Annotated in this window: 23 protein-coding genes; 15 read left to right on the forward strand and 8 right to left on the reverse strand. The window is 37.9% G+C overall.

The window, feature by feature from the left end; genetic code table 11:
• Nucleotides 1-36: 36 nt before the first annotated feature.
• From ALPR1_RS13525 to pfkA, 8 genes are all read left to right on the forward strand, one after another.
• The gene (locus tag ALPR1_RS13525; protein ID WP_008201479.1) at nucleotides 37-1,503 is read left to right on the forward strand and encodes an MATE family efflux transporter; all 1,467 of its coding nucleotides are present in this window, start codon (nucleotides 37-39) and stop codon (nucleotides 1,501-1,503) included.
• Between the two features lie 455 nt (nucleotides 1,504-1,958).
• Nucleotides 1,959-2,885 carry a universal stress protein gene (locus ALPR1_RS13530; RefSeq protein ID WP_008201481.1) on the forward strand — a complete coding sequence of 309 codons (927 nt, stop codon included), beginning with the start codon at nucleotides 1,959-1,961 and terminating at the stop codon, nucleotides 2,883-2,885.
• 124 nt (nucleotides 2,886-3,009) lie between these two features.
• A complete protein-coding gene (locus ALPR1_RS13535; protein ID WP_008201482.1) occupies nucleotides 3,010-3,558 on the forward strand; it encodes an RNA polymerase sigma factor in 549 nt (182 codons plus the stop codon).
• A 33-nt stretch (nucleotides 3,559-3,591) separates the two neighbouring features.
• On the forward strand, nucleotides 3,592-3,948 hold the full coding sequence (locus tag ALPR1_RS13540; RefSeq protein WP_008201484.1) for a hypothetical protein: 357 nt from the start codon (nucleotides 3,592-3,594) through the stop codon (nucleotides 3,946-3,948).
• A 2-nt stretch (nucleotides 3,949-3,950) separates the two neighbouring features.
• Entirely contained in the window at nucleotides 3,951-4,382 is a 432-nt protein-coding gene (locus ALPR1_RS13545) for a hypothetical protein (protein ID WP_008201486.1), read from the forward strand.
• Between the two features lie 130 nt (nucleotides 4,383-4,512).
• On the forward strand, nucleotides 4,513-6,573 hold the full coding sequence (locus ALPR1_RS13550; protein WP_008201488.1) for a S9 family peptidase: 2,061 nt from the start codon (nucleotides 4,513-4,515) through the stop codon (nucleotides 6,571-6,573).
• Between the two features lie 108 nt (nucleotides 6,574-6,681).
• Complete coding sequence (locus ALPR1_RS13555; protein WP_008201490.1) at nucleotides 6,682-7,044, forward strand: methylglyoxal synthase; 363 nt, start codon at nucleotides 6,682-6,684, stop codon at nucleotides 7,042-7,044.
• A 10-nt stretch (nucleotides 7,045-7,054) separates the two neighbouring features.
• Nucleotides 7,055-8,041, forward strand: coding sequence for a 6-phosphofructokinase (gene pfkA / locus ALPR1_RS13560; protein ID WP_008201491.1), 987 nt, complete (start codon nucleotides 7,055-7,057; stop codon nucleotides 8,039-8,041).
• Between the two features lie 68 nt (nucleotides 8,042-8,109).
• On the opposite strand, the gene fbaA is transcribed toward pfkA, so the two are convergent.
• Nucleotides 8,110-9,171, reverse strand: a complete 1,062-nt coding sequence (gene fbaA / locus ALPR1_RS13565) for a class II fructose-bisphosphate aldolase (protein WP_008201493.1) — start codon at nucleotides 9,169-9,171, stop codon at nucleotides 8,110-8,112.
• A 270-nt stretch (nucleotides 9,172-9,441) separates the two neighbouring features.
• Here fbaA and ALPR1_RS13570 point away from each other — a divergent pair, with 270 nt between their 5' ends.
• Nucleotides 9,442-10,314, forward strand: coding sequence for a substrate-binding domain-containing protein (locus ALPR1_RS13570; protein ID WP_008201495.1), 873 nt, complete (start codon nucleotides 9,442-9,444; stop codon nucleotides 10,312-10,314).
• On the opposite strand, the gene ALPR1_RS13575 is transcribed toward ALPR1_RS13570, so the two are convergent.
• The 5 genes from ALPR1_RS13575 to dnaG form a co-directional block, all read right to left on the reverse strand.
• A complete protein-coding gene (locus ALPR1_RS13575) occupies nucleotides 10,264-12,225 on the reverse strand; it encodes an ATP-binding protein (protein ID WP_161599234.1) in 1,962 nt (653 codons plus the stop codon). The genes ALPR1_RS13570 and ALPR1_RS13575 overlap by 51 nt on opposite strands.
• Nucleotides 12,226-12,407: 182 nt before the next feature.
• Complete coding sequence (gene surE / locus ALPR1_RS13580; protein WP_008201499.1) at nucleotides 12,408-13,196, reverse strand: 5'/3'-nucleotidase SurE; 789 nt, start codon at nucleotides 13,194-13,196, stop codon at nucleotides 12,408-12,410.
• A complete protein-coding gene (locus tag ALPR1_RS13585; protein WP_040303628.1) occupies nucleotides 13,196-13,834 on the reverse strand; it encodes a hypothetical protein in 639 nt (212 codons plus the stop codon). Before ALPR1_RS13585 ends, surE begins: the two co-directional genes overlap by 1 nt.
• A gap of 90 nt (nucleotides 13,835-13,924) precedes the next feature.
• Entirely contained in the window at nucleotides 13,925-15,136 is a 1,212-nt protein-coding gene (locus ALPR1_RS13590) for a bifunctional 3,4-dihydroxy-2-butanone-4-phosphate synthase/GTP cyclohydrolase II (protein WP_008201501.1), read from the reverse strand.
• An 84-nt stretch (nucleotides 15,137-15,220) separates the two neighbouring features.
• On the reverse strand, nucleotides 15,221-17,158 hold the full coding sequence (gene dnaG, locus ALPR1_RS13595) for a DNA primase (protein WP_008201503.1): 1,938 nt from the start codon (nucleotides 17,156-17,158) through the stop codon (nucleotides 15,221-15,223).
• 164 nt (nucleotides 17,159-17,322) lie between these two features.
• Here dnaG and ALPR1_RS13600 point away from each other — a divergent pair, with 164 nt between their 5' ends.
• From ALPR1_RS13600 to ALPR1_RS13625, 6 genes are all read left to right on the forward strand, one after another.
• Nucleotides 17,323-18,417, forward strand: coding sequence for an Mrp/NBP35 family ATP-binding protein (locus tag ALPR1_RS13600; protein WP_008201505.1), 1,095 nt, complete (start codon nucleotides 17,323-17,325; stop codon nucleotides 18,415-18,417).
• Between the two features lie 4 nt (nucleotides 18,418-18,421).
• Nucleotides 18,422-18,670 carry a NifU family protein gene (locus tag ALPR1_RS13605; protein ID WP_008201507.1) on the forward strand — a complete coding sequence of 83 codons (249 nt, stop codon included), beginning with the start codon at nucleotides 18,422-18,424 and terminating at the stop codon, nucleotides 18,668-18,670.
• Between the two features lie 13 nt (nucleotides 18,671-18,683).
• Nucleotides 18,684-21,758: a T9SS-dependent choice-of-anchor J family protein gene (locus ALPR1_RS13610; protein WP_040302842.1), complete on the forward strand. Its 3,075-nt coding sequence runs from the start codon at nucleotides 18,684-18,686 to the stop codon at nucleotides 21,756-21,758.
• 144 nt (nucleotides 21,759-21,902) lie between these two features.
• Nucleotides 21,903-22,643: a PASTA domain-containing protein gene (locus tag ALPR1_RS13615; protein WP_008201511.1), complete on the forward strand. Its 741-nt coding sequence runs from the start codon at nucleotides 21,903-21,905 to the stop codon at nucleotides 22,641-22,643.
• Nucleotides 22,644-22,647: 4 nt separating this feature from the next.
• Entirely contained in the window at nucleotides 22,648-24,474 is a 1,827-nt protein-coding gene (locus tag ALPR1_RS13620; protein ID WP_008201513.1) for a T9SS type A sorting domain-containing protein, read from the forward strand.
• A 3-nt stretch (nucleotides 24,475-24,477) separates the two neighbouring features.
• A complete protein-coding gene (locus ALPR1_RS13625; RefSeq protein ID WP_008201514.1) occupies nucleotides 24,478-24,774 on the forward strand; it encodes a rhodanese-like domain-containing protein in 297 nt (98 codons plus the stop codon).
• 24 nt (nucleotides 24,775-24,798) lie between these two features.
• Here the strand turns inward: ALPR1_RS13625 and ALPR1_RS13630 are convergent, their stop codons facing one another.
• Nucleotides 24,799-25,908 (reverse strand): site-2 protease family protein, encoded by a 1,110-nt coding sequence (locus ALPR1_RS13630; RefSeq protein ID WP_008201516.1) that lies wholly within the window; start codon nucleotides 25,906-25,908, stop codon nucleotides 24,799-24,801.
• Nucleotides 25,901-26,530 (reverse strand): HAD family hydrolase, encoded by a 630-nt coding sequence (locus ALPR1_RS13635; protein WP_008201518.1) that lies wholly within the window; start codon nucleotides 26,528-26,530, stop codon nucleotides 25,901-25,903. The genes ALPR1_RS13630 and ALPR1_RS13635 overlap by 8 nt, the downstream gene beginning before the upstream one ends.
• Nucleotides 26,531-26,592 lie beyond the last annotated feature (62 nt).

Here is a 26,592-nt window from a genome sequence, read left to right on the forward strand (position 1 = left end):
GCCCTAGTATTACTATTTTTTAATACTTTTAAGTTCATGGGTAAAATTGCCAGCCAGAGTCTTCAAACAGCACTCTTTTCCTATTTAGGAGTAGTTATTGGATACTTCAATGTCCTTTGGTTATTTCCTTACGCTCTCGAAGCTTCACAGCTAGGAACATTCCGTACCATTCAAGATTTAGGGCTATTGTTCGTCCCTTTTGCCCAATTAGGTTTAGGACATGGCATTACTCGCTATTTCCCCAAACTTCAAACCAATCAATCGGCTTTTTTAAGTTTCAGCATTCTATTGGCAATGGGTGGATTTGCCATCGTGAGTATCCTTTTTATCTCACTCAAATCTCAGGTAATCAATTTGTTTGCCGTTCATTCTCCTGAGGTAATCGATTTCCTTCAAATCGTATTATTGATTACACTTTTTGCCTTGCTGAGCAGTATTCTGGATGCCTATTCGAGGTCCTATTTAAAAGTTGCTGTCCCTACTTTCATTAGAGAAGTATTTCTAAGATTATTGACTGGGATCTTGGTGGGGAGTTATTTTTTAAAATGGATTGATTTTGATTACGTGATGATCGGTCTCGCAGTGGTTTATGGAGCCGCTACCTTCGGGATGATCGTCTACCTATTTTGGTTAGGAGTTTTAAAGTTTGATTTTAGATGGAGCAATTTCCCTAAGGGTTTTCGAAGCTCCTTTCTAAAATTCAGCCTGATCACATTTCTGGCCACGGCAGCTTCTACGTTGATCATGAAAATAGACAGTATAATGGTCAGTTCACTCGTGAGCCTAGAAGCCAACGCTATTTACACTATTGCATTTAGTATGGCATTGGTGATTGAGTTGCCAAGAAGGGCCATTTCTCAAGTGGTAATGCCCGTGGTAGCTGATCATTTTGCTAAAGATAACCTCAGTGAGATCAATAAATTGTATCAGCAAGTCTCCAATAGACAGTTATATATCTGTCTTTTAATCTTTATAGGGATTTGGGGCAATATTGATGATTTATATTTCTTCATCCCGAAAAGAGAGGTTTATGAGGCAGGGAAATATGTGGTATTTCTTATTGGTTTGGGGAAGTTATTTGACGTGATGTTCTCCATTAATAGTGAAGTCTTGGTCTTTTCAAAATATTACCGATTCAACTTATTTTCTACGGTGGTAATGAGTCTGCTGATTATCGGATTGAACTATTGGCTGATCCCTATTTATGGCATAGAAGGAGCTGCTTTTGCAAGTGTATTGGTGATGTTCCTATTTAACTTTGTGAAGTACCTGTTTTTGAAAGTGAAACTAAGTTTCGACCCATTTTCATGGGAGACGCTAAAGATTATTGCGGTTGGAATATTGGCATATTCTCCCATAGAACTTATTCAGTTTGATCAAGGGCCATTGGTTAATATTATAATTACCTCAATCTGGATCTTTCTGAATTATTTAATTTTCTCTAAGGTTCTGGGAGCAGGACGTGAGGAATGGAAGTGGGTTCTAAGTCGATTTAAAAAATAAAAAAAGTCCGGATCTAGAGTGTTGCAAACCTCTAAGTAGACAAGATTTGAGCTGCCTTGAAACCGCAAACTTCCACTGTTATCCTGCCAACTGAATGACGAGGCCCTGATTACTCAGGGTGAGGCCTGTTTTTGGAGAGGGCTTCACTCGGTGATTTTGTTAATTGTGAAGTTTGAACATGTCGACGACCCGGACCGCTACAAATATACGGTTTATATGCGGGGAGGTTAAAAAGATTTCAATTAATTCCCTCAACTATTGACGAGCGGTATTTTAAAAACCTGAATTTTTTCCAAAATTACAGTAGATAACATATTGATCTAATCCTTTGAATTCTGGGGACTTTACTCCTAAAGATATAAAAATCAATATTTATCAAAACAATATTTTCCCAAACGATTAATATTTGTTTTAAATAGAATTAAATTTGCATTCTCAAACCTCCTTGGAACGCTATGTACCTGATTAAAAAGTTGATCGTCTGTTTAGACCAAAGCCCATTAGATCAAACCTTGGTCCAATACGCCGAATTTATTGCGAGCGTCAATCAGACCAAGAAAATATATTTTGTTAACGTCATCAAGAACCTAACAGTACCAAAAGAAGTAATTGAAGAGTTTCCCAACCTGGTTGAAAATATGATCAACGAGCGCAAGGAAGCTATGGAGAATCTTGTCAAGGAAAACTTCAAAAGCACAAAAGGCATCTCCTTTAATTATGTTGTAAAAGAAGGTTCACTATCTAAGAAAATCCTGAAACTAGCGGATGAAAAATCTGCTGATATGGTTTTGATCGGAAGGAAAGTAGAACTTCCAGGAACAGGCGTTGCTTCCCTCCGACTTGCGAGAAGAGCAAGTTGTTCTCTATTAATCGTTCCGGAAGGATCTGCCCCAAAGCTGACCAAATTATTGGTACCAAGTGATTTCTCAGAATATTCTAAAGATGCTTTGGAAGAGGCAATTATGATTGCTGATAAATATGGTAAAAACAAGATTGAGATCGTTTGTCAAAACGTCTTTTCTGTTCCATCGGGCTATCATTATACCGGAAAAAGCTACGAGGAATTTACAGAGATCATGAAAGTTCATGCAGAGATAAATTACAAGAAATTCATTCGAAAAATAGACACTAAGGGAGTAAAAATCTCTCCGGTTTATTCCAAGGATGAAAACGATGACCCGGTTATGAGTATTGCTACAAAAGCTAAGGAAGTGAATGCAGACGGGATTATTATCGGAGCAAAAGGAAGAACTGCAGCTACTGCCTTATTCATAGGGAGCATGGCGGAAAGACTGATTCGCTATAATGACAGTCTTCCTCTTTTGGTAACCCGACCAAAAGGTAAAAATGCCGGTATATTGGATTACATATTAGAAATCTAATAAAATGGATAACGAAAAAACTCTTTAAATACAGGAATAGCCTTTCTCTAAATGGAAAGGCTATTTTTTTAACTTTTTTTGAATCTTAACTAAACCCCATCTAACTTTTTTAGTCTAAATTCCAATGATGAACCCCAGAGATCAGGAAATTCTACACCTTATCCAAAATCCCAATAGTCGAGAAATGGGTTATCGGCAACTGATCATCACTTATCAAAAAAAAGTTTATCATGTCATCAGAAGGATGGTTATAATCCATGAAGATGCGGATGACCTTACCCAAAACACCTTCATCAAAGCCTATCATCACATTGAAAAATTCCAAGGGCATTCTAGTTTGTTTACTTGGCTGTATAGAATCGCAACAAACGAAACCTTAACCTTTCTTGAAAAGAAAAAAAAGAGACATTTCTTCTCTATTGATGACTACCAAGAAAAAATTGAGTCTTACTTGAGTCAGCCAGGTCAACTTGACGGAGATCAAATTCAAGTTAAGCTACAAAAAGCTATGCTTGAGCTCCCTGAGAAACAACGTCTTGTTTTTCAGTTAAAAAATCAAGACGACTTGACTTACGATCAAATCTCCGAAATTACTGGCACAAGCATTGGAGCTTTGAAGGCAAGTTTTCACCACGCAGTAAAAAAAATCGAACATAGTCTATTGGAAGAATAAACCTTAACATAGATTTTCAGTCTAACATTTAGTATGAAAAAATTACCAAACATTAAAGACCTTAAAGCACCCGAAGGTTATTTTGATGAACTCCCGGAGGAGATCATGGGTAAAATATCCAAGAAAGAGCAATACCCTTGGATCAAATGGGCTGCATCTATCATTGTGATCTTAGGTTTAGGAGTTTGGCAATACTCTAATTATAACTCCGTACCTACTGACTTATTGGTGGATCAGGAAGTTGATTTATTTATTGAAAGTCAATATTGGTCAGCAGAGGATATTCTCAGTATGTCAGAGAATCCCGATGAAATCCTCAATGAAATTATTCAAGAGGAAAATCCATTCATGGATGGAGAATTCTACTCAGAAGAAGAAATCTGGTTTTAATCATGAAAAAACTTACCCTATTTATCTTGTTTACCATCCTAGTTGGAGTGACTTACGCACAAAGAGGAAGAGAAAGATATGACCCAGAAAAATTAAAAGCTGCAAAGATTGCATTTATTACGACTCGTTTAGACTTACAACCAGAACAAGCAGAAAAATTCTGGCCTGTTTATAATAACTATTCTGATGAACGAGACAAAATGCTTCACGAAATGATTGGCCTCCATAAAAGAAGTGAGGAAGATCTTAGCGAGGAAGAAGCCAAAAGAAGAATTTTGAAGAGGTTTGCGATACAAGAACAGCTTCTTAAATCTGAAATGCAGTTTGTAGAAAAAGTATCCAAAGTTCTAAGCTACAACCAGATCTTTATGTTAAATGGCCTTTCAAGAGATTTTGCCAGGCATATTTATCAGCGAGAAAGAAAAGAAAGATAAAGAAAGCGGCTAAGCCGCTTTTTTTATCTTTCTACCTCAGTAAAACGCTATTTTTTTTAGAATCAAATCTCAGATTTTGGAACCTCCAAGCTTCAAATTTCATTAACATTGCAGCTTAGTTTTAAAATTTATGAAGGCACCCCAAGCAGTAAAAAAACCTGAAATTCTTGAAATCCATGGTCACCAGAGAGTTGACAATTATTATTGGATGAGGGATCGTGAAAATCCAGAAGTCATCGATTACCTAAACCAAGAAAACCAATATTTAAAAGAAACCTTAAAGTCTACTGACCAGTTCCAAGAAGAGCTTTTTGAGGAGTTAAAAGGGAGAATTAAAGAAGATGACGAAAGTGTGCCCTACTTCAAATCTGGTTACTTTTGGTATGCGAGATATGAAAAAGGAGGAGAATACCCATTATACTGCAGAAAAAAGGATTCTCTTGAAGGCAATGAAGAGGTATTCTTAAATGCCAATGATTTAGCCAAAGACCATAGCTATTTCCATGTGGGTGCCACTTCTACCTCAACTAATCAAAACCTACTTGCTTTTGCTGTAGATAATGTTGGTAGGAGAATCTATAAGATTCACTTTAAAGACCTCATTACGGGTGAGATTTTAGAGGAGAATATTCCAAACACTACTGGAAACCTTGTCTGGGCAGCAGACAATAAAACGCTTTTTTATTCTAAGCAAGATCCTGACACACTTCGTGCATACCAGATTTATAAGCATACTTTAGGTACGTCCATTGATCAAGACCTATTAGTTTATGAAGAAAAGGATGAAGAATTTACCTGTCACATTGGAAAAACGAAATCTGAGGAATACCTCATCATCCATTCAGAAAGTACCATTTCATCAGAAATTAGATTTTTGAATGCCAATCATCCAGAAGGCAACTTCAAATTACTTCAAGCAAGAATACCATTTCTAGAGTATGCAGCAGATCATTACGGGGATCATTTCTGGATCAGAACTAATGATCAAGCCCAAAATTTCAAGCTGGTAAAAGCACCTATTAACTCACCAGCAAAAGAGAATTGGGAAGAAGTCATCCCCCACAGGGAAGCAGTTTTACTTGAAGATTTTGATTTGTTTGCCAACTATTTGGTCACCCAAGAACGAAGTAAAGGTCTAACACAGATATTTATTCAACCTTGGGACGGTACTCCTGGTCATCAACTAGAATTTGAAGATGAGACTTATACCTCATGGATCAGTACAAACCCTGAATTCAATACAGAAATATTAAGATTTGGATATAATTCTTTGGTATCACCTTCCAGTGTCTATGACTATCATATGTCACTCAAAAGCAGAACACTGCTTAAACAACAAGAGGTTGTAGGAGGATACGATTCAGAGCTATACAATTCTTCAAGAATTTGGGCCAATGCCAAGGACGGAACAATGATCCCAATATCCTTGGTTTACAAAACAGAGTTATTCCAACCCGATGGCCAAAACCCTCTCCTACTATACGCTTATGGTTCTTATGGAATTAGCACGGAAGCCTATTTCTCTTCCACTAGGCTAAGCTTACTAGATCGAGGGTTTGTTTTTGCGATCGCACATATCCGAGGAGGAGAAGATATGGGAAGACAGTGGTATGAGGATGGGAAAATGCTGAAAAAGAAAAACACTTTCACAGATTTTATAACCTGCGGTGAGCATTTAGTTACTGAAAAATACAGCTCCTCAGAACACCTATATGCAATGGGAGGAAGTGCAGGAGGTCTATTGATGGGAGCTGTGATGAATATGCGCCCTGATTTATTCAAAGGTTTGGTTGCCAGTGTTCCTTTTGTAGATGTAGTCACTACCATGCTGGATGAAACTATTCCATTAACTACGGGAGAGTTTCAGGAATGGGGAAACCCAAAAAACAAGGAATACTATGATTACATCCTTTCCTATTCTCCTTATGATAATGTGGAAGCAAAAAATTACCCAAATCTTTTAGTAACCTCGGGCTTACATGACAGTCAAGTTCAATATTGGGAGCCGACAAAATGGGTGGCTAAGTTAAGAGATTTGAAAACGGATGATAATCTGCTTTTGCTACACACCAATATGGAAGCGGGTCATGGAGGAGCATCTGGTCGATTTAATGCCTTAAAGGAACTTGCTTTGGAATACACCTTTTTGTTCTACCTAGAAGGACTTTTAGCACAAAAAACACTTTCCTAAAGAGTGCTAACATTTGGCTATTGATAAAATTAAGTTTTAATAATTTTGTCAAGGTTGGTAAAAAGGATTTTTTTCTAACTTTGGCTTCTATCCTATTAATACCTACGAATGAAAATTGCCTTAATTGCTCACGACGGTAAGAAAGCCGATATGGTTCATTTTTTGAGTCGATCTCGAGAAAAGCTAGAGAAAGTAGATGTGCATTTAGTTGCCACAGGAACGACTGGCTCACATATCGAAAAATCGGGTTTCAAAGTAGAGAAGTTACTCTCTGGACCTATTGGAGGTGATGCTCAAATTGCCGCCATGGCAGCTCAAAAAGAACTGCATATGGTAATTTTCTTTAGAGACCCTTTAGACAAACACCCACATGAACCAGACGTGCAGATGCTTATGAGAATTTGCGACGTCCATAATATCCCTTTAGCCACTAACCCTGCTTCTGCAGAGTTAATGTTCAAAAGCCTATAAAAGACCTAGAATGGAACCTAAGACTATCAAAAAAATTGGAGTATTAACATCTGGTGGAGATTCCCCAGGTATGAATGCTGCTATAAGAGCCGCTGTTAGAGCTGGCTTTTATTACAACTTAGAAATGTATGGAATCTACCGCGGCTATGAAGGTATGATCCAAAATGATATTAAAAAGCTTGACTCTAAGAATATTACACACGTTTTGGAGCGTGGAGGCACCTTCCTGAAGTCCGCGAGGAGTTTAGAGTTCAAAACTCCTGAAGGCAGGAAAAAAGCATATGACAATTTAATGAGTCATGGAATCGATGCTTTAGTCGTCATTGGTGGAGATGGCTCCTTAACAGGTGCTCACTTATTCTTCAAAGAATACGGCATTCCATCCATAGGACTACCTGGAACTATTGACAACGATCTTTCTGGAACCGATTCCACTATTGGATTTGATACTGCTTGTAATACTGCTATTGAAGCAATTGATAAAATCAGAGATACTGCTACTTCTCATGATCGCTTGTTTTTTGTGGAAGTGATGGGAAGAGATGCAGGCTTTATTGCGATCAATGCTGGAATAGGAAGTGCTGCTGCAGCTATTTTGATCCCAGAGAAAAAAATGCCTATTGATCATTTGGTTGATAAATTGAAGATTCGATCTAAAGCAAAAAAATCATCCAACATTGTCATTGTTGCTGAAGGAGGTAAAAGTGGTGGTGCTGGGGAAATTGCCGGTAAAGTCAAAAAATACCTGCCGACTTACGACATTAAAGTGACCATCTTAGGCCATTTGCAAAGAGGTGGTGCGCCTTCTTCCTTTGATCGACTACTTGCTTCTAAATTAGGAGTTGCAGCAGTAGAAGGCTTGTTACAAGGTAAATATGACGTAATGGCTGGACTCATCAATAATAAGGTTGTATATACACCTATTAAAAAAGCAATCGTGGATGATAAAACTGTAGATGAGGAAGATTTCAGAATCGCTAAAATACTATCTACTTAATTAAAAAAGTACCTCAATAAAAAAGGCTGATTCTTTCGAATCAGCCTTTTTGCTTTTTACAGGTAAGATTAGTTTCTGTTTACTGCGTTTAGCATCTCAAATGCCTGCTCCAAACGCTTCACAAAATTCTCTTCCCCCTTACGAAGCCAGTTTCTTGGATCGTAATATTTCTTATTTGGACTATCTGCTCCATCAGGGTTACCCAATTGAGTCTGAAGATAAGCCTCGTGATTTTTATAATTCTTTAAAACACCTTCCCAGAATGCCCATTGCATATCTGTATCAATGTTCATTTTGATAGAACCGTAACTATTTGCTTCTCTGATTTCTTCTACTGAAGAACCTGATCCACCATGGAATACGAAGTTCAAAGGCTTGCCTGTTGTACCATACTTCTCATTGATGTACTCCTGAGAATTCTTAAGAATCTCTGGCTTAAGACTTACATTCCCTGGCTTATACACACCGTGAACGTTACCAAAAGCAGCTGCAATCGTGAATAAATCATCAATCTTTTTCAGATTTTCGTATGCATAGGCTACTTCTTCTGGCTGCGTATAAAGCTTAGATGAATCAATATCAGTATTATCTACTCCATCTTCTTCCCCACCAGTCACACCCAATTCAATCTCAATTGCCATATCAAGTTTTGCAAACTCCTTGAAGTAATTACAAGAAATTTCTACATTCTCTTCAAGTGGCTCCTCAGATAGATCAAGCATATGAGAACTGAAAAGAGGTTTTTTATGTGTTGCGTAATATGCTTTTCCAGCTTCCAACAAACCATCAATCCAAGGCAATAACTTTTTAGCAGCATGGTCAGTGTGGAGAATCACAGGTACACCATAAGCTTCTGCCATTTGGTGAACATGATGTGCTCCTGAAATACCACCAGCAATACTTGCTTTTTGTCCTTCATTGCTTAATCCTTTTCCTGCAAAGAATTGTGCTCCACCATTTGAAAACTGTATAATCACAGGTGAATTCAATTTTTTCGCAGTTTCCAATACTGCATTTACAGAATTAGAACCAATAACGTTTACTGCAGGCATGGCAAACTCATTCTCTTTAGCATATGCATAAAGGTCCTTAAGCTCCTCACCGTATTTTACTCCAGGTTTAAATTTCATATCTGAATTAGGTTTGTTTATTCCTTAAAAAAAGTACTTGTCCAGCACTTGTCTGCTATCAAACGTCCCAAAGATATAAATCCCATGGATAATATCCTTTACATCCAATTCTAAATTGACCGTAGAATCAAAGATTCTGTGTTTCTATAGAGAACAACTAAGTTTTCTAACGGAATTCTAAAACTTATTCCCTCCTCTTAATCAAAAACAATCATCATCATTCCATTAATCAAACTACCTTTTTTACATTTACTTTCAGAAAAGAAAGGCATGAAAACTCTTAGAATCACCGGTGTCCCTGAACACTTCAATTTACCTTGGAAAAAAGTCATTTCGAGACAACCTTTTGCCAGTAAAGGAATCGAGTTAAAATGGACTGAAGAATCTCGTGGTTCTGGTCAAATGAATAAAGCTATTAGAGAAGGTGAAACAGACATCGCCTTGATTTTAACTGAGAGTTTTTTACAGGATTTTGAAAATGGAAGCCCGGCCAAAATGATGGGATTTCATGTAAGTTCCCCTTTAATTTGGGGAATCCATGTTCATGGTAATTCTACTATTAATGCTCTCGATCAAATAGACTCTCCTTCGTTTTTGATTAGTAGAAATGGCTCTGGGTCTCAGCTGATGTCTTATGTTCTTGCCAAAAGAGAAAACTGGGACAGCGAAAACTTAACATTCCGAATCGTAGGGAATTTACCAGGAGCCTTACAGGTAATGAGCCCTGAAAAACCCGAGATGTTTCTTTGGGAAAAATACACCACAAAGCCTTGGGTTGACAGGCGTGAAATGAAAAGAATTGGAGAAGTATTAAGTCCTTGGCCTTGCTTTGCTATGGTTGTTTCTAATACTGCTCTGGAGGAGTTTGGAGAAATTATTTTTGAATTGCGTCAATTAGTTTATCAGGAATCATCCAAACTTCAAGATTCTGAAAGCACAGCAGAGGAAATCCATAAACTATACGACTTAAAATTAGAAGATGTCAAATCATGGCTATCCCAAACTCAGTGGGCAAAAGAAGCCATTATTTCTAAGAAGGAATTAAATCAGGCGATGGAAGAAATGATCCAGTTGGGGATATTAAAAAACAAATTAAGATTGGAAGACTTCCTTACGATGGATCACCTGACTTTGACCCTGTGATCCTTTAATAGGAATAGTCACACATACTTTGGTGCCTTTTTTCTTTTCACTTTGAATCGTAATATCACCACCGTTCATCCGAATAAATTCTTTACAAAGCTGCAAGCCTAATCCAGAACCTTTTTCCTGATTGGTTCCCTTTTGTGACTGGGTTATGGTGTAGTCTTTTGACAATACTGTTTCTATTTGAGCATCCGTCATTCCTAAACCATGATCCTGAACACACCACTTGATCATGTCCTTTTCACAAGAATTAGTAATTTCAATTGACTCATTTTTTTTAGAAAATTTCACCGCATTATTTAAGATGTTTCTAACCACAACATCCATCAAATCACTATCTGCAAAAACGGGAACGCTGTCATCCATCCTATTATCAACCTGAATCTTTTTCTCTTTCAAACTTGGTTCTATCAAAACCAAATTAGCATCTACTACTTCTCTAAAATTAAAAGGGGATTTCTTGATTTTAAAGCCTTCCATTTGAGACATAGACCACTTCAACGTGTTATTTAATGTAAAATGAACTGTATCTATATCGGTTTTTAGGGAATCCAGTAGTTCTTCAAATTCCTCTTTACTTAAAGCTCCCTGAGCAATTAAATCAAGGACTGATTTCACCTGGGCAACAGGACCTTTTAAGTCATGCCCTAATATTGAAAACAATTTATTTTTAGTTTCATTGATACTGGCTAATTCAAATGATTTTGTCTCCAGATCTTTATTTTGATCCTTGATTTTCTCCTTTTGCTCAACCAAGAACTTGTTGTACTTTTTAATATTACGGTTTAATATCAGCAACCAGATCGCTAGACTTACTATCGAGATTATAGCGATAGCAATAATCCAATTATTTCGCCGAGTTAGGGCAAGACGTTGAGCCTGACTCTCATTCTGCTCTTTCAGAAGTTTCAATTCTGTTTGATCTAGACTTTCTTGAAACATCCCCTGCATTAAAGCCAGCCTATCTCTATTGCCAGAATTAACCAATGAATCATTTAATACTAAGTAGATGCTTTGTTGATCAAAGGCATTCTTAATATCCCCTATCTGAACATAGTAATCGGAAAGGTATTTATGGTTTTGAGCAAGTTCATCGAGAAACCCATTTTCTTTAGAGATTTGTATCCCTTTCGTCAAGATTTCTTTTGCTTCTTTTAATTTGTTTAGTTTTAGATAGGTACCCCCTAATCTATGGGTGATACTTGCCTCAGTGGTCAAGGCATTTTGTTTTTGTGCAGTCTCTAAGGATTCTTCAAAAACCATCTGTGCACTATCGTAATTTCCCCTCGCAAAAAACACATCTCCAATCACTCTATTCGAAAAAGAGGATAGATAAGGTGAACCTGCATCTTCATTTTGCTTTTTTGAAAGCTTGGCATAATACAAAGCCGAATCATATACTTGCTTCTGGCTGTAAATGAATGCGATGTTATTAAGACTCCTTATTTCAGTAAAAAGATCATCATTCTCTTTGCTGATTTCATATGCTGTTTGGAATTGCTCTATCGCCTGGTCATAATTTCTTTGCTCGTAGAAAAGTGCTCCCATACTATTCATGAGTCTCGCAGCGACATTCATATCATTCACTTCAACCGCCAAATCATATGCCTCTTTTGAGTATTGGAAAGCCTCTTCATACCGGCCTTTTCTGTAATAAACCCAACCAATATTTTCTTTAGCAAGACTTTCCCCTGCTGTATCATTCAATGAAATTGCAAGTGCCTCTGCTTCTTTTGCAAAATCCAAAGCTTGTTGCTGTTCTGATTCCCTTAAATTAGTTGCAAGTAAGTTGAGCGTAAAAATTCTTTCTTTCCCCTCTTTATTCGGCAAAATAGATTTTAAACTATCTACATTGAGGATTTGCTGTGCTTCCAAAAGATTCGGAACACAGAATAGTAATATGAGCAATAAAAAATATTTGGGTTTCAGAGTTTTCACTTGAAAATTTCAATCTCATTAATCGGAAAAATACATCAATTTGGTGTCAAATCAACAAACCCATAAGATAATTTTTTGATGGAAATGTCAGATTAACACCACTTTAGAACTTTAGCAATAGAGCCAAAATCTTACAATACCGATGAAAAGGCCTAATCTTCTCGTAGATCAGTCCAATCCCAGTCTTTATTTATTTGACTGATGGCATGATGTGCAGTTAAGTCATACTGACACGGCACAATAGATACGTAATTATTAGCTATTGCCCATTCGTCATTATCCTCTCCCTTGTCAAAATTCACAAAATTACCTGCCAACCAAAAGTATTTTCGGCCATTTGGATCATACCGCTCTGCAAATTCTTCCTGCCATTTGGCATCAGCTTGACGGCAAACTTTTATACCCTTGATAGGCTCATTTCTTTTTGGAGGAAAATTAACATTTAAAGCTATCCCTTTGGGAATTCCGTTTTCCAAAACCTGCTTTGCAATGTTTTCTACCCAATATTCCACGTGTGAAAAATCTGCTTTAGAAGAGAAATCACACAGAGAAAACCCTATTGAAGGTAGGCCTTCCATTGCTCCTTCAATGGCAGCTGACATGGTACCAGAATATAAGACAGAAATTGAAGTATTGGATCCGTGGTTTATACCACTTACCACTAAGTCAGGGACTCTATCTTTCAATAAATAATGCTTTGCTAATTTAACACAGTCAGCCGGAGTTCCGCTAGATTTATATGCATCGACCTCTTCAAAAATCTCCTCCTCTGAAAGTCTTAGGGTCTCCCCAATAGTAATTGCATGTCCCATTCCAGATTGAGGGCTATCTGGTGCTACCACCACAACCTCCCCCAGCTTTTTCATGATCGATACTAAAACTCTTATTCCTTTGGAAGTAATCCCGTCATCATTTGAAACGAGAATGAGTGGTTTTGACATTAGTTTTGGTTCAATTCGTTGTAATAGGAAGTAATTCTCAATAAATCACCTCTCTTATCGTGCTCAAGTCTGTTTTTACGCATAAAAAGGCTCATTTCATCATCATGTCCACTGAGATAATCAAACAAGTCTTTCTTTTTCAAATTGTACTTCTGAATTCTTCCGTCCTTGAAAAAGAAATAATTAAAAGCTAAACGATATCCTATAGAAGTTTGAGGTCCCCAAAAAGGATTCATACCCATCGCACCATAGGACCCAATGCTTCTTGAGTCAGTAGCAATATACTCTCTACACAATAACGCAATATTGTTGCCTTGAGTCAAAACCTCAAAGAAAATTGGCACCTCATAGTCTCCATTTAAACTATAGGGAAGACTATAAAAATATCTGATCCCCCCGTAGGTTTCATCGTAAATCTCAAAATTCTTTACATTGGAAGCAGTGAAAGTAATGATACCTTCATTTTTTAACTGCACCAAGTTATTCTCCAGGTCATATTTTATCAACCCATTGTAAACGAGTCCATCTGCATCGTATATGGTTCCTTTATGCCAAACTTGGGAAGGAAACTGATCCTGAGCCATGACACTCATTAGGCCCAAGAAAAATAAGCTGAGGGTGAAAATTGCTTTTTTCATGGTATTTGTCATGACTTATATAACGTAAAATTAATTCTCAGGTTAGAATTTAATCCAATAGGGAATCTTAATTAAAGATAATAAATGTTTTTACTTCAAAATATTATGTCCCATTTTATCTCTTTTGGTCTGAAGGTACTTTTCATTATGAGGGTTTGGTAAGATTTCAATCGGAACTTGCTCAATAATTTCTAAGCCGTATCCAATCAATCCAACTCTTTTCTGAGGATTATTAGATATCAATCGAATTTTACCTACACCCAAATCTCTTAAGATTTGTGCACCTACACCATAATCTCTGCTATCCATTGGAAGCCCTAAAGCTAAATTCGCTTGTACGGTATCCATACCCTGTTCCTGCAGTTTATAGGCTTTTAATTTGTTGATTAGTCCTATTCCTCTACCTTCTTGGTTCATGTATAAAACAAGGCCTTTTCCTTCTTTCTCAACCATATTCATGGCAGCATGAAGTTGAGGTCCACAGTCACATCTGCAAGAACCAAAAATATCTCCAGTGACGCAGGATGAATGTACTCTTACCAAAATAGGCTCATCCGGTTCCCAAGTACCTTTCATTAAAGCTAAATGGATTTCATCCGTATTAGTTTGTCTGAAGGCAATCAAGTCAAAGTCTCCAAATTCAGTAGGCATATCCACTCCGATCTCCCGCTTGATTAATGATTCTTCCTTCAGCCTATACGCAATCAGGTCTTTAATCGAAACAAGTTTCAAGTTGAATTTTTTAGCCACCTCAACCAAATCAACTAATCTGGCCATGGTTCCATCTTCATTCATGATTTCCACTAAAACTCCAGCAGGTGAAAAACCTGCCAAGCGTGCAAAATCTATAGCTGCTTCGGTGTGTCCAGCTCTTCGAAGAACCCCTCCTCTTTTTGCTTTCAAAGGAAATATATGTCCTGGCTTACCCAATTCGCTTGGGTCGATAGAATCATCCACCAAAGCTTTGATTGTCTTAGCTCGATCTGAAGCGGAGATTCCAGTAGTGCAACCATGACCTATCAAATCAACGGAAACCGTAAATGGGGTTTCAAAAGCGGCCGTATTTTGGCCTACCATCATATCTAAACCTAATTTCTCACATCGATCTTCCACCAATGGAGCACATATCAGTCCTCTTCCATGAGTGGCCATAAAATTGACGATTTCTGGAGTTATCTTCTCTGCTGCACAAACGAAGTCACCTTCATTCTCGCGATCTTCATCATCTACAACAATAATAACTTCCCCATTTTTGATTGCCTCAATAGCATCTTCGATGGGGTCTAATTGGTATTTTTCCACTTGACTTGGATTTGAATTAATGACAGGAATGCAAATTTACACGGTTTCCTAACAAAACAGGTTGCAGCCAAAGAAAGTTTGGTTTTAGCCAATTACTATCCCTAATTCCTTGTCTATTTCTAACTGTACTTTTTTCAGTTCAAAGTAAATCTTTTGAAGTTCCTCTATATCAGCCGTTTCATCTTTTTCGGATTCAGCTGTTTTAATTTTCATTTTTGCCTCTTCCATCATTTTTTGCACCACCCGTCGCTTCAATCTTAAAATCGACTTAAACCCTGTCAAGGATAAATTGTCATTTTCCTTATTGATAAAAATCTGATGCCTTTCACTCCAATGTGTTGAAACCTCATGTCGAGGCGTAATTAAGTCGATAACAACCGATTTCATCTCTGAATCTTGATGGCGGATAAAAAAGTCAATCGTAGGAGCTTCTCCCATGTTCAAAATTTGACGGTATGTAATCAGGATTTTTTCATAAACCGGAGTCTCAAATTTTAAATCAGCTGTTTCTGCCAATAAATAATCACAGAGATGTAATTCATCATGATCAATTTTCTCCCAACCGTAGTTTAAAAGTAATCGAATCATTTCCTTTTCCTGAATTTTAAGAGAATCTGAAGCTGTGCTTTTTTCCTCCGTTGGTAAATATTCTTCAAAACCTAAATCATGAGGAGGCGCCTCTTCCCTTTTTTGAAATTGATCCCTTTGGGTTTTTATCAGGGATTTATTGAGCTCCGTATGGATCACATCCTCCTCAACTTCCAATAAAGAGGAAGCTTCCTGAGCGTAAACAGAACGAACAATCGGATCAGGAATTTTTCCAATGCTCTGGATCACCTCACGGATTACCTCCGCTTTCCTGATGGGGTTTTTCGCAAATTCGTCTTGGTAAAGCCCAATTTTAAAGCCTATAAAATCACGTGAATTTTCTACTAAATAGTCTTGAAAAGCCTGGCTCCCCACTTTTCGGGAATAACTATCCGGGTCCTCACCTTCAGGGAAAACTACGGCTTTCACATTTAATCCACCTTCCAGAAGTAAGTCTATCCCACGAAGGGAGGCTTTTATTCCTGCAGGATCCCCATCATAAAGAACCGTAACCTGATCAGTAAATCGTTTGATTAATTTTATTTGGCCTTCGGTAAGGGATGTACCCGATGATGCTACTACATTTTCAATTCCCGAGAGATGCATGGAAATCACATCCGTATAGCCTTCTACCAAATAACAATTGTCCTTTGCCCTGATGGCCTTCTTCGCCTGATACATCCCATACAGCACATCACTTTTATGATAGACAGCAGTCTCAGGTGAGTTGATGTATTTTGGTTGATTTTTATCTTTGGTGAGTATTCTAGCACCAAATCCAATAGGTTTACCACCTATATTATGAATCGCAAAGGTGACTCTTCCCCTAAATCGGTCATACACTCTGGAGGGATCGCCTTCCTTTTGCAAAATCAATCCCGCTTTTAAAAGAATTTCCTCTTGAAAACCTGAAGATTTAGCGGCTTTCAATAAGTGATCCCAGCCATCCAAGGCATAACCCAAATCAAATTTTTCTATGATTGAATTTGAAAACCCTCTTTCCTTGAAATAGCTTAGGCCTATTGATTTTCCTTCTGGGCTCAGTAAATTTTTCACAAAAAAATCACGGGCAAAACCCAAAGCTATATAAAGGCTTTCCCTTTCACTGTAAGCTTGATCTTGCTCGGGCGTTCTTTCTTCATCCTCCTCTACCTCAATACCGTATTTGCCAGCCAAATGGCGAATCGCTTCAGTAAAACCAACTCCCTCTACATCCATCACAAACTGGATAGGGTCCCCAGCTTTACCACACCCAAAACACTTGTAGATTTGTTTTGCCGGAGAAACTGAGAAGGAAGGGCTTTTTTCATTATGGAAAGGACAGCAAGCCCAAAGGTTTTGCCCCTTCTTTTTTAAAGGCACATAATCTCCCACCACCTCTTCGATGTCAACTCTTTCTTTTACTTTCTCTGTGGTGAGTTTACTGATTCCCATGATCTGAATTTAGCCTACAAAGGTAAAGGGTACAAGTGGTAAAAACAGGCTTATTTCTTGAACTAATTAACAAATACCCTAGTTAAACCTTCACGATGTAGCTCTCATTACTTTTCTAAGCGAATGAGAAGCCCTAAATTGCAAAAAAAATTAATAACCCTCCGATGGAATTAACTGCGGAAGCGATCCGAAAAACACTTTCTAGAGTCCAAGATCCCGATTTAAAAAAGGATCTCGTGACTTTAGGAATGATACAAAAAATAAAAATAGAAGGTAAATCAGTCAGTTTTGACGTGGTTCTTACGACTCCGGCTTGCCCTCTGAAAGAAGTAATAAAAAATAATTGCCTTGAGGCTTTAGAAGAAGATTTTGGAAAAGAACCCAAATGGGAAATCCATATGACTTCTCAAGTAACCACTGTACGCGAGGCAGCTCCAGTTCTCCCTCATGTAAAAAACATCATAGCTGTTGCATCAGGTAAAGGTGGAGTTGGTAAATCTACCACCTCTGTAAACCTTGCTGTTGCTTTGGCGGAATCTGGTGCTAAGGTGGGTTTAATTGACGCGGATATTTCAGGCCCTTCCATTCCGACCATGTTTAATGTCGAGGGAGAGCAGCCTACAGTCAAAAAGGTAGGTGAAAAAAATATCATTGTTCCTATTACTCAATATGGGGTTAAACTGATGTCCATTGGTTTTCTAACTCCAGCAGAAAGTGCTGTCGTGTGGAGAGGTCCTATGGCTAGCTCGGCTTTGAGACAGTTTATTTCAGATGTAGAATGGGGTGAATTGGATTATCTTATTTTGGATCTTCCTCCTGGAACATCTGATATTCACCTTACCATGGTTCAAACGATCCCGGTAACAGGCGCGGTTATTGTGACAACACCACAAAAAGTTGCTTTGGCAGATGCCAGCAAAGGATTATCCATGTTTAGACAGCCACAAATTAACGTTCCAGTACTAGGTGTTGTTGAAAATATGGCTTATTTTACGCCAGAAGAATTGCCAGAAAACAAATATTATTTATTTGGCAAAGAAGGAGGTAAAAGATTAGCGGAGAAATTTGAAGTACCGCTTCTTGGAGAAATCCCAATCGTGCAAAGTATTCGCGAAAGTGGTGATACCGGCTATCCAGCAGTAATGAAAAATGGCCAAACCAAAGAAGCATACAAAAATCTCGCTGAGGCAGTAGCCAGACAAGTGGCTATTAGAAATGCTTCAGATGCTAAGACTGAGGTTGTTGAAATTAAAGCATAAGAAAATGCAGACTGAACTAAAAAATAAAATAGAATTTGCTCTAGATACTATTCGCCCATATCTAGAAGCAGATGGAGGAAATGTAAGGATCGTAGAATTAACTGAAGATATGGTGCTCCGTATCGAAATGTTAGGTTCATGCGGCTCTTGCCCTATGTCCTCAATGACTCTTAAGGCTGGAGTAGAAGACGCCATCAAAAGAGCAATCCCAGAAATTACTAAGGTTGAGGCTATCAATTTGACTGTTGCCTAACATATTCTATTAAATGAAAAAAGGTTTACGGTTTTATTCAAAGGCCATCATGCTCCTTACAGGAGCTATTTTTGCATTCACCCCACTCTTTAGCCAGCAGTTTAAAGTCGTAGATGTAACTGGTCAATTAGAACACAGTCATTCTCATTTAGGGAAATGTGCTCATGTTTTGATTGAGGAGAAACAGGAAAAGGAACTTGGTTTCTTTGGAACCAAAGAATACTTTGAAAACTGGGTTGATGAAAAGATAGAGGCTCGTAAATCTAATCCTCAATTAAATGCCAGGACAAACGAAGAGGTTCGCTTAATACCTGTAGTTGTCCATGTTATCCATTCAGGAACAGCAGAGGGTGTTGGAGCAAACGTTCCAACCAGTCAAATCTTAGATCAACTCAGAATTCTAAATGAGGATTTCAGAAGGATGAATCAAGATGCTGCCAATACCCCAGCAGAATTTCTTCCTGTAGCTGCTGATGCTAATATTGAATTTATTTTAGCAAAACAGGACCCTAATGGACTTCCTACTGATGGAATCGTAAGAATGCAAGGGTCTAAATCTTCTTATGATCCAAATACAGACGCTACCCTCATAGGGCAGTTATCTCAATGGAATCCAGAAGAATATCTAAACCTGTATGTAACTACCTTGGTTAGCCCTTACATTGGTTATGGTTCATTCCCAATTTCAGACCTTCCTGGATTAAATTCGCCTCCAACTTCCTCTATAACAGATGGAGTTACCATTGATTACCGTTTTTTTGGTTCGGTTGGAAATGCTGTCAACTCATCTAAAGGAAGAACAGCTACCCATGAGGTTGGACATTATTTTGGCCTAAGACATATATGGGGAGATGGTGGATGTAACGTGGATGATTTTGTTGCCGATACTCCAAACCAAGACAGCTCAAATAATAGCTGTAGTACAGGCATTTCCAGAGAAAGCTGCGGATCTACAGATATGATCCAAAACTTTATGGACTATACTCCTGATGCCTGTATGAATTTATTTACTCAAGGTCAGGTGGATCGATTCAATGTGGTTTTAGAAAACAGCCCAAGAAGAGTTACCCTAATTAATAACAGAGCAACCAAAGAACCTGAATTATTAGATTTAGACCTGGCTATTTCCAGAATTATCGAACCTACAGATTTTGCTTGTGGAGTTACTGTAAGTCCACAGATTGAAGTTTTAAATGCTGGAAATAACAGATTGACTTCTGGCAGAGTGGAGTTGAGAAGAAATGGTAGTTTGCTAGAAAGTAAGAGATTCACATTTAGCATCGAAACTGGTGAAACGGCTATGTTGAGCTTTGCTGACTTTAATTTAATTCCATCCGGAACAAACGTAGAGTTCACCATTACTCAAGCAAATGACCAGAGTGATGAAAATCTTTCTAATAACACAAAAACCTCCAATCCAAAACTTCAACAGGAGGTTACGTTGCCATATACAGCTGACTTCTCGACTTTCCCAGGAGAATTTAATGTAGAAAATCCTGACGAAGGAATGACTTGGGAAGTCAAAAACATGAGCATCTCAGGGGTGAGTCAACCGGTGGCCAGTATCTCCAATTATAACTATGAGGCTCCTGGTGAATTGGATTATTTGATATCACCGCTAATCAATTTAGAAGAATACCCGAATGCACAACTGGTTTTTGAATTGGCTTATGCTAATTATGATCAATCGGGCTTTGAAGATCAATTAGTTGTAGCAATCTCTCAGGATTGTGGAAACACATTTGACCTCGCTTCAGCGACTTATCAAAAATCTGGACAAAGCTTGGAGACAGTGGATGCAACTCTTGATGAGTTTGTTCCGACCACAGGATCCCAATTCAGAACAGAAATTGTAAATCTCAATGCATTTAAAGATTTAGGAACAGTTAGAATTGCCTTTATCAATCAAAATGCTTTTGGAAATAACTTGTACATTAAAAACATCAGGGTATTACCTAATGAACAGTTCCGGTACAAACTAGAAATCACTGAATTGCTATCACCTACTCCTATTCTTGATGGAAGTCAGGAAGTAGAAACAGTGCTACTGAGAAATACTGGAAACCTTCCCATATCGAAGTTCTTATTTTCAAGAAAGACAAATGGAAGCGCTGAACAGACCTTCTTAGCTAGTGGTGCCTCCGTGGAACCTGGAGAAAGCTTTACTCTTTCGGGAAGTAATACTACCAGGGCAGGAAAAAATGTGATGAACATGAAGGTCAGCCTACCTAACTTTGATCAAAACGGTGGAAATGCAGATAGCCTTAGACGTTACATTATTGAAGATGCTAATACTATCGAAGCTCCATGGAGACAAAATTTCAATAATTCAACCAGTCTTAACCCTGAATATCAAACCATTAATCCTGAAAATGATGGCACTGCCTGGGAAATTGTACCTATCTCTAGCGGAGAAGGTCCGAATAATGTGGCTCGACTTCAAAATCAAGTAGAAGGCAATTCCTATTGGTTAGGTACTTCAATATTTGATTTAAGCGACCGCAGACAAGCCAGTGTCTTTTTTGATTTGGCAGTAGGTGAAGTGAGTAACAATACAACACTTCTTGTCCTTGCTAGCTCCAATGGAGGAGAAACTTATGAGGTAGCTCTGGAAGCCACAGGTGCAGAATTATCTACTGTTTCTGTAGGAGAAGCCAATCCAAATAGTCCTGGAGATTATGCAAGGAAATATGTGAACCTAACAGAGTTTGCAGGCACAAACAATACAGAGGTGCGATTGGCATTCGTAATCATTGCAGGAAGTGATAATGACACTCCTGTTTACATTGACAATATTGAGCTCTTTAAGGAAGCTAACCCAAGCCCTGTCATCCCAGGAGAAGGTATGTCGATCTTATACCCTAACCCTGCTCAGGATATTTTCAATATTGCCTTTAACTTCGCTCAATTTGAAGATGTCAATATTCAGATTATATCAAGTTCGGGAATGGTCGTTCAGGAATTGGAGTTCCCAAAAACTTTAAACCAGACCTATTCTTTCAGTACCCAGATGTTTTCAAAAGGTGTTTTCATTATTAAAATCACCAGCGATACTGTACGTGAAACCAGACGTTTAATCATTAATTAATCATAATTAAAGCCGAAGATTCTACTTCGGCTTATTTTTTGCCTTGGGATTAAACAGAATTTGGGAAACCCTTCGTTGTAGGGTTTGATTTTCCCATGTATCTTTAGCTATCGTATTACAAAAACGAGTTCATTCAGTATATCAATGAAGAAAGTCTTAATCAATTTATTTATTGTCATCGGTATATCGGTCCTACTGGGCTTTCTATTCCTGAAAGTTTACCTTCCGATGTATACCAATCATGGAGAGACGGTATCTGTACCTAATTTAAATGGCTATACTTTTGAAGAAGGAAAAGGAATATTAGAAAATGCCAGCTTGGAATATGAAGTTTCAGTAGATTCAGGCTTCAGCACAGATCAAAAGCCCTATGCCGTATTAAAACAATTCCCTGAAGCAAATTCTCAGGTAAAAACTGGTAGAAAGGTGTATTTAACCTTAAATGCTAGAAATGCACCAATGCTGAAAATGCCTAATTTGGTAAATACACCTTTGAAGAATGTTCAGGAGATCTTGTCAAATATGGGGCTTGAAAGAGGTGATATTGTTTATGTTCCGGATATTGGGATCAATGTCGTTTTGGAGCAAAAATATAGAGGTGTCAATGTTCCTGAAGGTTTCGAAATTCCTAAAGGTGCAAGGATTGACTTAGTGGTTGGCGATGGATTAGGAAATCAAATTTTAGAAGTACCAAGTTTATCCAATATGGACGAAATTGATGCAGAATTTTTAATTTTAGGATCAGGTCTAAGAGTTGGAAATAAAAACTTTGTCGAAAATGACACGGTTGCTGCAGGCAAAATATTCAAACAAAGCCCTCCAGCAGGAACACAAGTAAAAACAGGAGAACTAATAGAATTATGGATCTCTAAAGAAAATTTTTAATTGAATGGGCAATCGCCTAAATATAGTCTGTGCATGTTTTCTTTTTTTCAACTTAGGGTTGATATTAGAGACTCATGCTCAGATTGTTGAATTCGCCCCTATTCATCAAATAAAAACTGCTTCAAATCTCGATTTTAAAAGCAATTCTAGAATTTTTGAAGGGAATACCCTACCCTTTTGGGACGACTTTTCCCAAGGAGTAGACACCTTAAAATGGGAACTTTCAGGCGTTTCTTATACGGAAACAATTGGAGTAAACCCGCCTTCCATTGGACAACTGCTATTCAATGGAGTGAATGAAAATGGAAAGCCTTATTCTTTATCAGAAAGGGATAATGGTATTACAGATCAACTAACCTCCAAACCCTTTGACCTGAGTCAAACTAACTCGAACTCTCTTTATTTGAGTTTTTTCTGGCAACCAGGAGGTAAAGCAGAATACCCGGACAAAAACGATCAACTCTCACTTCAATTCTTAAATGAAGATGGGGCATGGATCACTATCTGGCACCAATTGGGAGGTGACACCCTGGACCGAACGGTGTTTACCCAAGAAATAATTCAGGTAAACCAAGAATTTCAACATGAGGAATTTCAATTTAGGTTTACAGCAGAAGGAAGACAAGTAGGACCTTTTGACAGCTGGCTTTTAGATTATATTTATTTAAATGAAGATCGTTCTGAAGATGATATCACCTATAAAGATCGAAGCCTTACCCAATCCAACTTGGTAAGTTTGGGAGACTATGGTGCCTATCCATTCGAACTACTGAATAGTCAACAAACTGGACAATGGGACAGCGTTCAGAATCAATTCTTGAATTTAGAAGATAGATTTAGAGCCATGGAATACTCTATTCTGGCAAAAGATACTTTGAGTAATTCCATCGTCTCTATCAACAGTAATACTCCTTTTAATCCCGTTCCCAACTCAAGAGAACGAAGAACCTTTCAAAGCTTGAACTTTGAGGAAGTGCCAAACGCAGAAAAAGCGACTTCCATTGAGTTCACAACCTACTTAACAACTGGAGATCAAGAGTTGTTTTCCATTTCCAATGGTGACACGACCTATTATCCAGAAGTAGATTTCAGGATCAATGATACTGTAAGAACTTATTTCCCTATTCAGGATTTCTTTGCATATGATCATGGATCAGCAGATTATGCTGCCGGAATTAACCAAAAGTCGGGAATGCTCGCTGTCAAATATGATACGCCTACAGATGTTTTTTTAAAAGGGATTTCTATCAACTTCACCAACGCAAACCAAGCAAATCAGGCCATCGATATCCTTGTCTGGGAAGATCTGGAGACAGAACCCATTTTTAGAAGAGAGGATTTAATCCCGGTAAAAGATGCAGGACAGGAATTCCTTTACTATTCATTGGATACCAATATTCAGGTTTCAGGAGAATTTTATGTAGGCTTTGCACAATTTACTAATGACTTTATTCATGTAGGTTTAGATAAGTCTGTTGATCATGGTGATAAGTTATTCTACAATATTGTAGGAACCTGGGTGGAGAATGAAGAAGTAAGCGGATCTCTAATGATTCGTCCTCATATCGCTTTAGAAGCCCCTTATGAGGAGACAATTGCACCAGAAGCAAGAATCAAAATTTTCCCAAATCCAGTAACCAGCTTTCTACATTTGGAAGGACGCTTTGGAGACTTAGCAATCTTTGACTCTTTTGGAAGGGAGATTTTTCTAGAAAGAGAACAGACAGAAGAAGGAGAAATTATTAATTTTACTGGCCAAAGGCCTGGGATTTATTTGGTAAAAGTAAGTTCTGAAGCAGAACAGCAAACAATTCGAATTTTAGTTAGATAAAAAATGGAAGACATAACTGTAGAAGACCTCAAAGCAAGACTGGAAAAGAAGGATAAATTTGTATTCTTAGACGTTCGTGAAGAATGGGAATATGAAGATGACAACCTAGGAGCTATGAATATTCCTTTGGCTGATTTACCTACCCGTCTAGATGAAATAGAAAAGTACAAGGATGATGAAATCTTAGTTCATTGTAGATCTGGTGCTAGAAGCGGAAACGCTAAAAAATTCTTAGAATCCAAAGGATTTTCAAAAGTTCGAAATGTTTTAGGCGGAATCATGGCCTATAGAAATCTTTAATTCAACTCCCTTCGGGGAGTTTTTTTATGTGAAAATAAATGGCTTTGGGGCAAAGCTTATCAAGAAAATAAGGATTGCTACCCAACCTATAATTTTTCTATTTGTACTCAATTGTTTATATCCCGAAACTTCAGGATGTCTTAAGCCCATCACTCTCCCGAGTAAAAAGGCAAAAAACAACCAACCTTGGTACCCCACCCATTCTGGGTTAAAAAATGCAATCGCATATTGGACAGCAGCAATAGTCAAAATCAAAGTCAATTTATTCTGAGTACTTAAGTTCGATTTGCTATAACACAAGTACAGATAGCCCAAATACAAGGGCCCCATCAACATTAAATCCTCCAACTCCATAAAAGGAGTAATAAAGCCCAATCCTGCATAGCCGATAAAACCGGTAAAAGCGATCAATGATATCTCTTGATGATGTTTTGGAAACAATCCAAATATCACATGTCCCCCATCCAGCTGACCAATGGGCAATAAGTTAAGGGCCGTAAAAAACAGTGCTAAATAACCTGCAAATAACAATGGATAATGAATCACCTCTCCCATGGAAGGAATCCTCTCTGGATCACCAAAAAGCTCACCTAGTCCCCAAAACAAGAGATTGTTTCCCAACTCAAAATTCAAAACCTCTTCCCCATACCCTTCAAAGTTGGGATCTGCATATTCCGGATGAACCTCATAAATGTACTCAGCGGGAGGAAGCGTGGAAAAACCATAGACTAATAAGCCCAAAGCCACTACAAAACCTGCCAAAGGACCCGCAACACCAATATCAAAGAATTTCTTCCGGCTGTTAACCATCCCTTTCATTTTAATCACAGCTCCAAAGGTTCCAATCGAAGGGATCCCAATAAACCCGAGCCATACAGGAATGAAAAAAGGGAGAGAGCATTTTACTTTATGATAAAGTGAAGTGAAAAAATGCCCTAACTCGTGAATTAGCAGAATACCTATGAAGGAAATCGAAAAAGCGGTAGATCTCCAGAAATAATCCATACTTAAAAAATCCTCTCCGGAGGCTAGAATTGATTTACTATAGACCCATTCACCACCTGCTAAAGTTGCTGTAAGTAGCGTCAGTATAAACAACAGTCCATGGACTAGATACTCCTTCTTACTATACATGTTTTAAGTAATCAAAAATGACATCAGGACCTGTCACGTGGACCGCCTGGATTCCCATATCTGCTGCTCCTTTGATATTTGCTTCCAAGTCATCAAAAAACACGACTCTTTCCGGCTCTGCTCCCAATTCATTCAACATCTTTTGATAAATGGCTGCCGAAGGTTTTGACTCCCCCATTTCATGACTTAAGAACACATGGTCAACTAAAGGTGAAAAATCTGGGAGTTGGAATTTTTTCTGAAGCATTTTATATACTTCGAGTATATGGATTTCATTGGTATTACTTAAAATACCTAGCTTGTAATGTTCCTTCAGCTTTTTGATGAGATCAATTCGTTCCTCTGGTATTTCCATCAAAAGAGAGTTCCATAGATCATCAACTTTTTGATCTTCCCAATCTTGGGAAAAATAAGATCTCACTTTATTTCTAAAAGAATTTGAATCTATGAGTCCTTTCTCATAATCTTTATGAAAATCAGTGATATAAAAAGAATCCACCTTATCATGGTGAATTTCAGGAAGTTCTGATTTAATTAAATTCAAAGATTTTTGATAGTCAATATCGATGATGACATTTCCCAGGTCAAAAATCAAAAAATCCGCGTCAAGAGCATTTTTCATGCAGAAATAGTGTTGTGTATTTGACTTCAAATATGTAACATTGCACTCCCAAAACCAAGGTT

It is taken from the genome of Algoriphagus machipongonensis, assembly GCF_000166275.1.
GTDB lineage: Bacteria > Bacteroidota > Bacteroidia > Cytophagales > Cyclobacteriaceae > Algoriphagus > Algoriphagus machipongonensis.